Here is a 13,235-nt window from a genome sequence, read left to right on the forward strand (position 1 = left end):
TGCTCAGCCGAGGTGGGCGCGGACCTCGCCGGCGGCCTCGTCGCCGTACGCCTTGGTGAAGCGCTCCATGAAGTGGGCGCGGCGGAGCTGGTACTCCTGGGTGCCGACGGTCTCGATGACGAGGGTGGCCAGCATGCAGCCGACCTGGGCGGCGCGCTCCAGGCCGACGCCCCAGGCGAGGCCGGAGAGGAAGCCGGCCCGGAAGGCGTCGCCGACGCCGGTCGGGTCGGCCTTGCGCTCCTCCTCGGGGCAGCCGACCTCGATGGGCGGCTCGCCGGCCCGCTCGATGCGCACGCCGCGGGCGCCGAGGGTGGTGACGCGGTGGCCGACGCGGCCGAGGATCTCCTCATCGCTCCAGCCGGTCTTGGTCTCGATGAGCCCCTTCTCGTACTCGTTGGAGAAGAGGTAGGTCGCCCCGTCCAGCAGTATCCGGATCTCGTCGCCGTTCATCCGGGCGATCTGCTGGGAGAAGTCGGCGGCGAAGGGGATGGAGCGCGAGCGGCACTCCTCGGTGTGCCGGAGCATCGCCTCCGGGTCGTCGGCGCCGATGGAGACCAGGTCGAGGCCGCCGATCCGGTCGGCGACGGTCTTCAGCTCGATCAGGCGGGCCTCGCTCATCGCGCCCGTGTAGAAGGAGCCGATCTGGTTGTGGTCGGCGTCGGTGGTGCAGACGAAGCGGGCGGTGTGCAGGGTCTCGGAGATGCGCACCGAGCCGGTGTCCACGCCGTGCCGGTCGAGCCAGGCGCGGTACTCGGCGAAGTCCGAACCCGCGGCGCCGACCAGGACCGGGCGGGTGCCGAGCTGCCCCATGCCGAAGGCGATGTTGGCGCCGACGCCGCCGCGGCGCACGTCGAGCTGGTCGACCAGGAAGGAGAGCGAGACCGTGTGCAGCCGGTCCGCGACGAGCTGGTCGGAGAAGCGGCCGGGGAAGGTCATGAGGTGGTCGGTGGCGATGGAGCCGGTGACTGCGATGCGCACGGCGTGACTCTCTCCTGAGGGGGAGGCGGGTGAAGGCTCCACGCTACCCGTCACCCCCCGGCGCCGGACGGGCGCGGCGGCGAAACTACCCGAGGGTAGAACTTCCTGCGCCACCCGGAACCGGCCTACGGTGCCCCTATGACGAACATCGAGGCCGCCGCCCCCGCCCCCGCCGACCTGGAGGGCGATCTGGCCGTCCTGCGCGGCGACTGCGCCCGCATGGCCGAGCGCTGGTCGGCCCCGGCGGACGGCGGCGCCGCGCCGGTCCCGCTCTCGCTCCTGCACGGCGTGCGCGTGCCGGGGACGTCGGCCCGGCTGCTGGACGCGATGTCGGAGTACGGCGACTGACGCCGTCCGGGTGACGCGCGCCGTCACCGGGAACCGGACGCCCGTCCACCGCGTCTCACCGCCGTCCCCCGACACGGCCGAAGGAGCGATGCGGTGAACAGCGAGCGACCCGACAAGGACGGCGGCGCCGCGCCCCCCGAGGTGTCCGACGCGGCGGGCGCCGCGCCCGTCGACGGTCCGTCCGGGGACGCCCCCGTTACGGACGGTCCGCGTCCGGCGCGGCGTCCTCGGGGCGCGGTCGTCGCCTGCGTCGCCGCGGCCGTGCTGCTCGCCGGGGGCGGCGGCGCGTACCTGGCGTCGGCGTCCGCCCGGTCGGGCCAGTCCGGTGGCGGCTCCACCGCGACCGGTCCCGGTTCCGCGGGCGAGGGCACTCCCCCGCCGCTGCTCCTCGACGACCGGCCCGCGCCCGGCACGGGCGGCGTCGGCATCGCCCCGGGCGAGCCCGATCCGTCCGGCGTCCGCTACCGCGCGTCCGGCCCGCTGCCCGAGGGGCCGCGTACGGCGCCGGTGTACCGGGCGGAGGGCGAGGTCGGCGCGGCGGACGTGGCCCGGCTGGCGAAGGCGCTCGGCGTGACGGACCCGCCGGTGGAGCGCGGCGGGACGTGGAAGGCGGGCCGCGTCGACGGCGGTTCGGGCGCGGTGCTCACGGTGGAGCGGGCGGCGCCGGGCACCTGGACGTTCCAGCGCTACGCCGCCGGCTCCGACGACTGCCGCAAGGGCACCGCCTGCCCGGCCCCGTCCGGCGGCACCCCGGTGGGCGAGGCCGCGGCGAGGAAGGCGGCGGCGCCGGTGCTCAAGGCGCTCGGGCTGGAGACGGCCCGGCTGGACGCGGGCCAGGTGACCGGCGCGCAGCGGGCGGTGAACGCCGAGCCGGTGGTGGACGGGCTGCCGACCCGGGGCTGGACGACCGGGGTGCTGGTGGGCCCCGGGGGCGAGGTGTCCGGCGGCGCGGGCCGGATGGCGGCGCCGGTGAAGGGCGACGCGTACCCGGTCCTGGACGCCGCGCGGACGCTGGAGTCGCTGAACGCGCCGGGCGCGGGCGCGGCGGGGGGTATCGGCGGCTGCGCGAGCGCCGTACCGCTGGACGGGGTGGAGCGGGTGCCGGGAGACTCCCTCGCCGCGCCGTGCGATGCGGGGCCGCGGACCGCGGTGGAGCCGCCGACGGCGTCGGTGGAGGAGGCGGTCTTCGGGCTGGCCGCGCATCCGGTGCGGGGGCGGCCGGTGCTGGTGCCGTCCTGGCTGTTCGAGGTGCGGCGGCCGGGCGCGAAGTCCACGGAGACGGTGACGCATCCGGCGGTCGACCCGGTCTACCTCGCCCCTGCGACCACCCCGGCCCCCTCGGAGGGGAGCGCGACGCGGGAGGTGGAGGTCAGCGGGTACCGGACGGAGGGCCGTGAGCTGACCGTGTACTTCACCGGCGGCGTCTGCTCGTCCTACTCGGCGTCGGCCGAGGCCGGGAAAAACGAGGTGACGGTCACCGTGACCGAGCGCCAGGAGCCCGGGAAGGTCTGCATCCTGGTCGCCCGGGAGTACGAGCGGACGGTACGGCTGGACGAGCCGCTCGGCACCCGTTCCGTCCTCGCCCCGGACGGCACGCCCGTCCCGATGCACAAGCCGGGCGCGCGGCTGCCCGACGCCCGCTGACGGGAAGCCGTCCCCGGAGGCGACACGCCGAAAGGCGGCGGTCCGGGCGTGTCGCCGGTGCCGCCGCCCTCGCAGGCGCTCGCGTTCTGGCCGCGCTCAAGCAGTTCTGTCAGTCCTGGCAGTCCTGGCAGTCCTGATGGTTCAAGCAGTCCTGGCCGTTCTGCCTGACCTGGCCGTTCTAGCTGAAGGAGTCGCCGCAGGCGCAGGAGCCGGTCGCGTTGGGGTTGTCGATCGTGAAGCCCTGCTTCTCGATCGTGTCCACGAAGTCGATGGTGGCGCCGACCAGGTAGGGGGCGCTCATGCGGTCGGTGACGACCTTGACGCCGTCGAAGTCCTTCAGGACGTCGCCGTCGAGCGAGCGCTCGTCGAAGAAGAGCTGGTAGCGCAGGCCGGAGCAGCCGCCGGGCTGGACGGCGACGCGGAGCGCCAGGTCGTCGCGGCCTTCCTGGTCGAGCAGCGCCTTGACCTTCGACGCGGCGGCGTCGGTCAGGATGATGCCGTCGGTGACGGTGGTGGTCTCGTCCGATACGGACATCTACATCTCTCCCGGGTTGTACGGAGACTGCTTGCCGACGGTTGCAACCGGCGGGGCCGTGGATTCATTCCGGGCCGGACCCGTTCTTTTCCCCTCGGCCTGTCCCTCATGCTCGCACATGGTCCGGGAGGCGGACAGCGATGCGAGGGCCGGGATTCACGTCACAGCGACGCGATGGGCATCGTCAAAGTGACGTGAACCGGTTATGATATATAGCGTCAGTTCGACGAAAAGTAGAAAGGGTGCGTGTCGTGACCACCGCCCAACCCCAGGAGCTCGACGTGCAGCCGACTCCCCTCGCCCTGCTCCTGCTCGGCCGCGAGGCCGACCCGCGCAGCGAGCGCGGCGTGGAGTGCCCCGGCGATCTGCCCTCCCCCTCCGACCCGGACCTGGTCGCCCGCGCCCGCGCGGCCAAGAAGAAGCTCGGGGACAAGGTCTTCGTCCTCGGCCACCACTACCAGCGCGACGAGGTCATCCAGTTCGCCGACGTCACGGGCGACTCCTTCAAGCTGGCCCGGGACGCCGCCGCCCGCCCGGAGGCGGAGTACATCGTCTTCTGCGGTGTGCACTTCATGGCGGAGTCGGCCGACATCCTGACCACCGGCGACCAGAAGGTCGTCCTCCCCGATCTCGCGGCCGGCTGCTCCATGGCGGACATGGCCACCGCCGAACAGGTCGCGGAGTGCTGGGACGTCCTGGCCGAGGCCGGGATAACCGAGCAGGTGGTGCCCGTCTCGTACATGAACTCGTCCGCGGACATCAAGGCGTTCACGGGCAAGCACGGCGGCACCATCTGCACCTCGTCCAACGCCCGCCGGGCCCTGGAGTGGGCCTTCCAACAGGGCGAGAAGATCCTCTTCCTGCCCGACCAGCACCTCGGGCGCAACACCGCGGTACGGGACCTCGGTCTCTCCCTCGACGACTGCGTCGTCTACAACCCGCACCGCCCCAACGGCGGACTGACGGTCGAGGAGCTGCGCGCCGCCAAGATGATCCTGTGGCGGGGCCACTGCTCGGTGCACGGCCGCTTCAGCCTCGAATCGGTGCGCGACGTGCGCGAGCGGGTGCCGGGCGTCAACGTCCTGGTGCACCCCGAGTGCCGCCACGAGGTCGTGGCCGCGGCGGACTACGTCGGCTCGACCGAGTACATCATCAAGACGCTGGAGGCGGCGCCGGCCGGCTCCAAGTGGGCCATCGGCACCGAACTGAACCTGGTGCGCCGGCTGGCGAACCGTTTCGCGCCGGAGGGCAAGGAGGTCGTCTTCCTCGACCGGACGGTCTGCTTCTGCTCCACCATGAACCGCATCGACCTCCCGCACCTGGTCTGGGCGCTGGAGTCGCTCGCCGAGGGCACCCTCGTCAACCGCATCCAGGTCGACGAGGAGACCGAGGCGTTCGCCAAGCTCGCCCTGGAGCGGATGCTGGCGCTGCCGTAACGGTTCACCGCGTCACGGGCACCCCCTCCACGTGTCCGTACGCCCGGAGGGGGTGCCCCGCGTCTGCGGGACACCCCCTCCTCGTGGTGCGTGCGGGTCGCCGGATCAGACCTGCGCCGGCTCCGGTTCCTGGGTGGGCTCCGGCTGGGGCGGCAGCGTGCCCCGCTTCGCCGCGCGCTTCTTCGCCCGGCGCTCCTTGCCCAGCTCCAGCATGGCGTAGAGCGTCGGGACCAGCAGCAGTGTCAGCAGCGTCGACGTGATCAGACCGCCGATCACCACCACGGCCAGCGGCTGCGCGATGAAGCCGCCCTCGCCGGTGACGCCCAGCGCCATCGGCAGCAGGGCGAAGATCGTCGCCAGCGCGGTCATGAGGATGGGCCGCAGACGGTGCCGGCCGCCCTCGATCACCGCCTCGACGATGCCGTGGCCCCGCGCGCGGTACTGGTTGATCAGGTCGATCAGCACGATCGCGTTGGTGACCACGATGCCGATGAGCATCAGCATGCCGATCATCGCCGGGACGCCCATCGGGGTGCCGGTGACGAGCAGCAGGCCGATGGCGCCGGTCGCCGCGAACGGGATGGACACCAGCAGGATCAGCGGCTGGGCCAGCGACCGGAAGGTGCCGACCAGCAGCATGAACACGATGGCGACCGCCGCCAGCATCGCCAGGAACAGGCTCACGAACGCCTCGTCCTGGTCCGCGCTGACCCCGCCGATCTCGGCCGTGGCACCGGCCGGCAGCTTCAGATCGGCGATCTTCGTCTGGAGGGTCGCGCTCACCGCGCCGGTGTTGTCGCCGGTGGGACGGGCGGTGACCGTCGCCGCGCGCTGGCCGTCGATCCGGGTCATCGACACCGGGCCGTCCACCAGCTTCACCGTGGCGATGTCCCCCAGCTTCACCGGGCCGAGGGGCAGCGCCTTCAGCTCGGCGAGCGTCCCGGCGGACTGCGCCGACCGGATGACCACATCGCGCTCGGTGTCGTCCACGACCGCCTTGGCGACCGGGGTGCCCCGCACCGCCTGGGCGACGGCCGCGCCGAGCGTCTGCTCGGTGAAACCGGCCTCGGCGGCACGCTCGTCGGAGGTGACGGAGATCCGCGGCACGCTCTGCGCCAGGTCGCTGGTGACGTCCGTGACGTCGTCGAGCCCGGCGACCGTCTTGCGGACCTGCTCCGTCGCCTCGCGCAGCACCTTCGCGTCGGACGCCTTGACGACGACGCTCAGGTCCTGGCTGCCGAAGCCGTCACCGGCCGAGACCGTGGTGGTGCCGATGCCGTCGAGCCCGGCGAGACCGTCCTCCAGCGCGCTGCGGACCTTCTCGGAGGAGGCCGAGTCCTCCAGCATCACCTGGTAGCTGGCCTGGTTGCTGTCCGTACCGCCGCCGAAGGCCGCCATGAAGCCGGAGGAGCCGATGGTGACCTGGTGGTCCTTGACGCCCTTGGTCCGCGACAGCAGCCGTTCGACCTTCGCGGCCTGCTCGTCGGTGGCGGCCAGGCTGGTGCCCGGCTTCAGCACCTGCTTGATGCTGAGGACCTTCTGCTCGCCCTGGTCGAAGAAGTTGGTCTTCAGCAGCGGGGCCATGCCGAAGGTGGCGAGCAGCACCGCCACGGCGATGCCCAGGCTGGTCAGCCGGCGCCGCGTGGCGAAGCGCAGGACCGGGATGTACAGGCGTTGCAGACGGCTGCGCGCCTCCTTCTCCTCGGCCACCCGGCGGGCCTCCGCCGCGTCCTCGGGGGTCCCCTTCGGGGGCCGCAGGAACCAGTACGACAGGACCGGGATCACCGTCAGCGACACCAGCAGCGAGGCCAGCAGCGCGGCGGTGACGGTCAGGCTGAACGAGCCGAACAGCTCGCCCACCATGCCGCCGACCAGGCCGATCGGCAGGAAGACGGCGACCGTGGTGAGGGTCGAGGAGGTGACCGCGCCGGCCACCTCGCGGACGGCCTTGAGGATGGCCTCCCGGCGCTCCTCGCCGTAGCCCAGGTGCCGCTTGATGTTCTCCAGGACCACGATCGAGTCGTCGACGACCCGGCCGACGGCGATGGTCAGCGCGCCCAGCGTCAGCATGTTGAGCGAGAGGTCACGGGTCCACAGCACGATCAGCGCCAGCACCACCGACAGCGGGATGGAGACCGCCGTGACCAGCGTGGAGCGGATCGAGGCGAGGAAGACCAGGATCACCAGGACGGCGAAGACCAGGCCGAGCGCGCCCTCCGTGGTCAGGCCCTCGATGGCCTTGGAGACCGCCGGGCCCTGGTCGCTGACGACCGTGAGCGTGGCGCCGGAGCCGAGCGACTCGCGCAGCTCGGGCAGCATGTCCTGGACCGCCCGCGAGATGGAGACCGCGCTGCCGTCGTGGTCCATGGTGAGCGCGACGGCCAGGCTCGGCTTGCCGTTGGTACGGGTCAGGGAGTCGGCGCGCGCCTCCTGCTGCACGACCTCGGCGACGTCGCCGAGGCGCACCGGCTTGCCGCCGCCCTCGCCCGCCACGCGCAGGTCCTGGATCTGCTTCAGGGAGGTGAAGCCGCCGCCGACCTGGACGGTGCGGTTGGCGCCGGCCTCGTCGAAGGAGCCCGCGGGGACGGTCGCGCCGCCCGCCTGGAGGGCCTGGCCGATCGCCTGCGGGGCGAGCTTCGCCTTCGCCAGCTTCGCCGGGTCCGGGGTGACGGTGATCTGGACGTCGCGGACGCCGTCGATCACGGCCTGGGCGACGCCGTCGATGCTCTTCAGCTCGGGGACGACCGCCTTGTCGAGCTGGTCGGCCAGGGCCTGCTGGTCCTTGTCGGAGGTGACGGCGAGGACCACGGTCGGGATGTCGTCCGTGGAGCCGGAGACGACCTGCGGGTCCACACCGGCCGGGAGCGCGGCGCGGGCGCGGTTGACGGCCTGCTGGACGTCGGCGACGAGCTGCTGGGTGCCGTTGCCGTAGTCGAAGGACGCCATGATCACGGCGCTGCCCTCGGAAGCCTTCGAGGTGACGCCGGAGATCCCGTCGACGGCCTGGAGGCTGTTCTCGATCGGTTCGACGACCTGCTTCTCGACCACGTCCGGCGACGCGCCCTGGTACGGCGCCACCACGGACACCATGGGCAGTTCGATGGTGGGCAGCAGTTGCTGCTTGAGCTGGGGGATCGCGATCGCCCCGAAGACGAGCGCGATGATCGACATCAGCCCTATCAGGGCCCGTTGCGCGAGGCTGAATCTCGACAGCCAGGACATGGGTGAGGGTCTTCCTTCTGTGGCCTGAGCGGAGAGCGGGCACGTCGGCGCCCACCTCACACCCTGCGCCATGCGCGGCCCCGGTTCCGTAAGCCCCAGGTCCATTTCCCGGGGCCCGCCTACTCCCTGCGCAGTACGCCCCCCGGGGCTCAGTCCACCCTCGGACGTACCAGTCCGGACTCGTACGCGATCACCACGAGCTGGGCGCGGTCGCGGGCGCCGAGCTTGGCCATCGCCCGGTTGACGTGGGTCTTCACGGTGAGCGGGCTGACGGTGAGGCGTTCGGCGATCTCGTCGTTGGAGTGTCCGCCGGCGACCTGCACCAGCACCTCGCGCTCGCGGCCGGTCAGCGAGGCGAGGCGTTCGGCGCGGCGCGGGTCGCGGTCCGCGCCGCCGGGGCCCTCCTGGGCGAGGAAGCGGGCGATCAGCCCCTTGGTGGCGGCCGGGGAGAGCAGGGCGTCGCCGCCGGCCGCGACGCGGATGGCGTTGAGCAGTTCGCCGGGCTCGGCGCCCTTGCCGAGGAAGCCGGAGGCGCCCGCGCGCAGCGCGCCCACCACGTACTCGTCGACCTCGAAGGTGGTCAGGATGACCACCCGGACCCGGCCGAGCGCCGGATCGGAGCTGATCATGCGGGTGGCGGCGAGGCCGTCGGTGCCGGGCATGCGGATGTCCATGAGGACCACGTCGGGCCGGTGCTCCCCGGCCAGCCGGGCCGCCTCGGCGCCGTCGGACGCCTCCCCGACCACCTCCATGTCGGGCTCGGAGTCGACCAGCACCCGGAAGGCGCTGCGCAGCAGGGCCTGGTCGTCGGCGAGCAGGACACGGATGGTCATGCGGGCTCCTGCGCGGTGTCGGTGCGGCTGCCGACCGGAAGGATCGCATGGACCCGGAAGCCGCCGCCGTAGCGGGGGCCGGTGGTGAGGGTCCCGCGGACCGCGGTGACGCGCTCGCGCATGCCGAGCAGTCCGTGCCCGCCGCCGTCGGGGACGCCGTCGCGGGCCCGCTCGCCGGTGCCGTCGTCGAGGACGGTGACCTCGATGTCCGTCCCCACCCGTACGACGCTGACCTCGGCGGCGGCGTCCGCCCCGGCGTGCTTGCGCACGTTGGTCAGGGCCTCCTGGATGATCCGGTACGCGGCGAGACCGGCGGCGGTGGGCAGGACGGTGCCCTGGTCGGCGCGGGCCACCTCGACGCGCATCCCGGCGTTGCGGAAGGTGGCGACGAGTTCGTCGAGGCGGTCGAGTCCGGGGGCGGGTTCGGTCGGCGCCTCGGGGTCGCCGGACTGGCGGAGCAGGCCGACGGTGGCGCGCAGTTCCTCCAGCGCGGAGCGGCCGGCCTCCCGTACGTGGGCGAGGGCCTCCTTGGCCTGGTCGGGGCGCCGGTCCATGACGTGGGCGGCGACACCGGCCTGCACGTTGACCAGGGCGATGTGGTGGGCGACGACGTCGTGCAGGTCGCGGGCGATGCGCAGCCGCTCCTCGGCGACGCGGCGGCGGGCCTCCTCCTCGCGGGTCCGCTCGGCCTTCTCGGCCCGTTCGCGGATGGCGTGCACGAAGGCCCGGCGGCTGCGCACCGCGTCCCCGGCGGTGGCGCCGATGCCGGTCCAGGCGAAGACGGCGAGGTTCTCCTGCGCGTACCAGGGCGGGGACCCGGCGAGCATGGCGACGCCGGTGAGGACGGTCATGGTGAGCAGGCCGACCCGCCAGGTGGTGGGGCGGTCGGTGCGGGCGGCGACGGTGTAGAGGGCGACGACCGCGGACATCACGACGGGGGCGCGCGGGTCGCCGGTGAGGCATTCGACGACGGAGAGGCCGCCGGTGACCGCGAGGACCGCCAGCGGGGCGCGGCGGCGGAAGACGAGTGCGGCGGCGCCGAGCACCATGAGGAGCAGGCTGAGCGGGTCGGGGGCGCGCACGCCCCAGGTGACGCCGTCGGGCCCGTGCCGGTCCATGAAGGTGCCGGCCACCATGCAGCCCAGGACGACCGCCGCGAGGGCCGCGTCCAGCGCCGAGGGATGCGCCCCGATCCGACACCGGGCACGCGCGAGGGTACTCACGTCCGCCTACGCTATCCGCCCCGCCCACCGACCCCCCGGGCCCGGGGGGGGCACGGAGGCCGGGCGGGCGGGAACACCGGGCCCGGGGGCCGTTTCGTCTCCCGCCGCCCGCCGGAGGCGTCACGCCCCGGGGATCAGGCCGTCGTCGCTGAGGAGGTCGCGGACGCCCTCCAGGGTGGCGTCCGGACCGGGGAGGATGAGGTCCGACGGCTCCAGGGCGTCGTCCGGCAGCGGCTCGCCCAGCTCCCGGACCTTGGCCAGCAGAGCGTGGAGGGTCGCGCGGAAACCGGGTCCGTCGCCGTTCTCCATCTCGGCCAGCAGCTCGTCGTCCAGCTTGTTCAGCTCGGTGAGCCGGTCGTCGGCCAGCTTCACCTGCCCCTCCCCCATGATCCGTACGATCATGTCGCCCTCCTCGGCGATGGACCCCGGTGGCCGTCGGTGGTGGTCACTGCTTGTCGAAGCGCGGCGTGTCCTGCGACTGCTGCTCGGGCTGCGCCTGCCGCTCGCCGCCCTCGATGGCCTGGCGGCCGTCGGAGCCGGAGCCGGCCAGCTCGGCCTTCATCCGCTGCAGTTCCAGCTCCACATCCGTACCACCGGAGAGCCGGTCCAGCTCGGCCTGGAGGTCGTCCTTCTGCATGCCGGACTGGTCGTCGAGGGCGCCGGAGGCCAGCAGTTCGTCGATGGCACCGGCCCGCGCCTGGAGCTGGGCGGTCTTGTCCTCGGCACGCTGGATCGCCAGGCCCACGTCGCCCATCTCCTCGGAGATGCCGGAGAACGCCTCGCCGATGCGGGTCTGCGCCTGGGCGGCCGTGTAGGTCGCCTTGATGGTCTCCTTCTTGGTGCGGAAGGCGTCCACCTTCGCCTGGAGCCGCTGGGCCGCCAGGGTGAGCTTCTCCTCCTCGCCCTGGAGCGTGGAGTGCTGCGTCTCCAGGTCCGTCACCTGCTGCTGGAGGGCGGCGCGGCGGGAGAGCGCCTCGCGGGCCAGGTCCTCGCGGCCCAGCGCGAGCGCCTTGCGGCCCTGGTCCTCCAGCTTGGACGACTGCGACTGCAACTGGTTGAGCTGCAGCTCCAGACGCTTGCGGCTGGTCGCCACGTCGGCGACCCCGCGGCGCACCTTCTGTAGCAGCTCAAGCTGTTTCTGGTACGAGTAATCGAGGGTCTCGCGCGGGTCCTCGGCCCGGTCAAGGGCCTTGTTGGCCTTCGCGCGGAAGATCATCCCCATACGCTTCATGACACCGCTCATGGGCTTCGCGCGCCCCCTTCTGACCGACTCAGCTCCAGCGACTGCAACAGAACCCACAGTACGGGCCCTGCGTCCATTACCGCACTGTCCGGGGCCGGATGCGCTCATCCGCAAGGACGACCGCGGACGCTTCCGGTCCGGCGCAGGGAGGAGACGCCCCCCGGGAATGTCCGGAAAGCGACACTCCGGCCCGCCGCGCGGCACCCCCTCCGTGCTCCTACAGACGCCCGGTGTTGCCGGATCGTTCCCCACCGGGCGTGGGTCCACACCCGTCCACCCCGTACCCTTGGGTTCTGTGTTCCGTAGCCGTGCCAAGGATGAGAAGGCCCCGAGCGCCGACAAGGCGCCGGTGACCGACTCCAAGCAGCCCCGCGACCCGCAGGCCCCCAAGGGCAGGCCCACTCCCAAGCGCAGTGAGGCCCAGTCCCAGCGCCGCAGCGTCGCCAACACGCCGATGACGCGCAAGGAGGCATCCAAGCGCCAGCGCGAGCAGCGCCGGGTCGAGCTGGAGCGGCAGCGCCAGGCGCTCGCCAGCGGCGACGAGCGGTACCTGCCGCTGCGCGACAAGGGCCCGGTCCGCCGGTTCGCCCGCGACTTCGTCGACTCGCGGTTCAACATCGCCGAGTACTTCCTGCCGATGGCCGTGATCATCCTCGTGCTGAGCGTGATCCGGGTGGCTGCGCTGCAGAACATCGCGCTGCTGCTGTGGCTGGTCGTGATCGTGATGATCGTGCTGGACTCGCTCGTCAGCGGCTTCCGGCTGCGGAAGATCCTCGCCGACCGGTTCCCGGACGAGCGCCGCCGCGGCGCCGTCGCGTACGCGCTGATGCGCTCGCTCCAGATGCGCCGGCTCCGGCTGCCCAAGCCGCGCGTCAAGCGCGGGGAGCGGCCCTGAGCGTCACACCGCTGGCGGGGGACGCGGCGCGGGAGCTGCTGGACGGTCCCGACGGCACCTCCGCCGTCGTACGGCAGGAACTGGTGGCCCGGCAGCTCGACGAGCAGATGGCCGGCCGGTTCGCCGTCGGCCGGCGGCTGCGGGTGCTCGACGTGGGCATGGGCCGCGGCGTCCAGGCGCTGCGGCTGGCACGGGCCGGGCACCGGGTGACCGGTGTGGAGCGGGACGCGGAGACGATCGCCGCCGCCCGCGACCGCCTGGCGCGCGAGCCCGAGGGCATCCGGGAGCGGATGCGCATCCTGGAGGGCGACGGCCGCGACACCGGCGTGCACTTCCTGCCCGGCGGCTTCGACGTGGTGCTCTGCCACGGCGTGCTGATGTACGTCGAGGAACCCGATCCGCTGCTCGCGGGGCTGGCCCGGATGCTCGCCCCGGGCGGGCTGCTGTCCCTGCTGGTGTGCAACGGCGACGCGCTCGCCATGCGCCCGGGGCTGCGCGGCGAGTGGTCCGCGGCGCTGGCCGCCTTCGACGGCCCGGAGACCGTGACCGCCGCCCTGCCCTCGTCCCGGACGCCCTCGGACGAGGAGGCGGACCCGCCGCGGCCCCGGGGTGAGCTCCGCGCGGACCGTCTGGCGACGCTGACGGCGAAGCTCGCGGGGATCGGCGCCCCGCTGCGCGCCTGGTACGGCGTACGGGTCTTCACGGACGCGCCGGGCGCCTCGTCCGGGCCGGGCACGGACCCGGACGGCGACCTGCCGGCGCTGCTGGCGGCCGAGGAGCGGGCCGGGCGCACGGACCCGTACCGCGGGGTGGCCGCGCTGCTGCACCTGTGCGGGGTGCGCGGCTGACGGGGACACCCGTCCGGCCGCCGTCCGGCC

The 13,235-nt window shown here is 73.1% G+C and carries 12 protein-coding genes; 5 read left to right on the forward strand and 7 right to left on the reverse strand.

Translation table 11 applies throughout. The features are described 5' to 3' along the window. Positions 1 to 3: 3 nt before the first annotated feature. Entirely contained in the window at positions 4 to 978 is a 975-nt protein-coding gene (locus J5Y05_RS26505; protein ID WP_210875613.1) for a carbohydrate kinase family protein, read from the reverse strand. A 138-nt stretch (positions 979 to 1,116) separates the two neighbouring features. Between J5Y05_RS26505 and J5Y05_RS26510 the strand changes: the two genes are divergently transcribed. Together J5Y05_RS26510 and J5Y05_RS26515 are read left to right on the forward strand one after the other, a co-directional pair. After that, positions 1,117 to 1,326: a hypothetical protein gene (locus J5Y05_RS26510; protein ID WP_210875614.1), complete on the forward strand. Its 210-nt coding sequence runs from the start codon at positions 1,117 to 1,119 to the stop codon at positions 1,324 to 1,326. 93 nt (positions 1,327 to 1,419) lie between these two features. Beyond that, positions 1,420 to 2,970 (forward strand): hypothetical protein, encoded by a 1,551-nt coding sequence (locus J5Y05_RS26515; protein ID WP_210875615.1) that lies wholly within the window; start codon positions 1,420 to 1,422, stop codon positions 2,968 to 2,970. A gap of 178 nt (positions 2,971 to 3,148) precedes the next feature. On the opposite strand, the gene erpA is transcribed toward J5Y05_RS26515, so the two are convergent. Further along, on the reverse strand, positions 3,149 to 3,505 hold the full coding sequence (gene erpA / locus J5Y05_RS26520; RefSeq protein WP_030417784.1) for an iron-sulfur cluster insertion protein ErpA: 357 nt from the start codon (positions 3,503 to 3,505) through the stop codon (positions 3,149 to 3,151). A 251-nt stretch (positions 3,506 to 3,756) separates the two neighbouring features. Here erpA and nadA point away from each other — a divergent pair, with 251 nt between their 5' ends. After that, positions 3,757 to 4,941 carry a quinolinate synthase NadA gene (nadA, locus tag J5Y05_RS26525; protein ID WP_210875616.1) on the forward strand — a complete coding sequence of 395 codons (1,185 nt, stop codon included), beginning with the start codon at positions 3,757 to 3,759 and terminating at the stop codon, positions 4,939 to 4,941. Between the two features lie 105 nt (positions 4,942 to 5,046). On the opposite strand, the gene J5Y05_RS26530 is transcribed toward nadA, so the two are convergent. From J5Y05_RS26530 to J5Y05_RS26550, 5 genes are all read right to left on the reverse strand, one after another. Then, positions 5,047 to 8,163 (reverse strand): efflux RND transporter permease subunit, encoded by a 3,117-nt coding sequence (locus tag J5Y05_RS26530; RefSeq protein WP_210875617.1) that lies wholly within the window; start codon positions 8,161 to 8,163, stop codon positions 5,047 to 5,049. A 149-nt stretch (positions 8,164 to 8,312) separates the two neighbouring features. Further along, on the reverse strand, positions 8,313 to 8,996 hold the full coding sequence (locus tag J5Y05_RS26535) for a response regulator (protein WP_210875618.1): 684 nt from the start codon (positions 8,994 to 8,996) through the stop codon (positions 8,313 to 8,315). Continuing rightward, the gene (locus J5Y05_RS26540; RefSeq protein WP_210875619.1) at positions 8,993 to 10,219 is read right to left on the reverse strand and encodes a sensor histidine kinase; all 1,227 of its coding nucleotides are present in this window, start codon (positions 10,217 to 10,219) and stop codon (positions 8,993 to 8,995) included. Before J5Y05_RS26540 ends, J5Y05_RS26535 begins: the two co-directional genes overlap by 4 nt. 120 nt (positions 10,220 to 10,339) lie before the next feature. Continuing rightward, on the reverse strand, positions 10,340 to 10,621 hold the full coding sequence (pspAA, locus tag J5Y05_RS26545) for a PspA-associated protein PspAA (protein WP_210875620.1): 282 nt from the start codon (positions 10,619 to 10,621) through the stop codon (positions 10,340 to 10,342). Positions 10,622 to 10,664: 43 nt separating this feature from the next. Continuing rightward, positions 10,665 to 11,441: a PspA/IM30 family protein gene (locus J5Y05_RS26550; protein WP_210875927.1), complete on the reverse strand. Its 777-nt coding sequence runs from the start codon at positions 11,439 to 11,441 to the stop codon at positions 10,665 to 10,667. Positions 11,442 to 11,628: 187 nt separating this feature from the next. On the opposite strand from J5Y05_RS26550, the gene J5Y05_RS26555 reads away from it, so the two are divergent. Together J5Y05_RS26555 and J5Y05_RS26560 are read left to right on the forward strand one after the other, a co-directional pair. After that, a complete protein-coding gene (locus J5Y05_RS26555) occupies positions 11,629 to 12,357 on the forward strand; it encodes a DUF3043 domain-containing protein (RefSeq protein ID WP_210875621.1) in 729 nt (242 codons plus the stop codon). A gap of 83 nt (positions 12,358 to 12,440) precedes the next feature. Then, positions 12,441 to 13,205, forward strand: coding sequence for a class I SAM-dependent methyltransferase (locus J5Y05_RS26560; protein ID WP_210875622.1), 765 nt, complete (start codon positions 12,441 to 12,443; stop codon positions 13,203 to 13,205). Positions 13,206 to 13,235 lie beyond the last annotated feature (30 nt).

The organism is Streptomyces tagetis (genome assembly GCF_018069565.1).
Lineage (GTDB): Bacteria > Actinomycetota > Actinomycetes > Streptomycetales > Streptomycetaceae > Streptomyces > Streptomyces tagetis.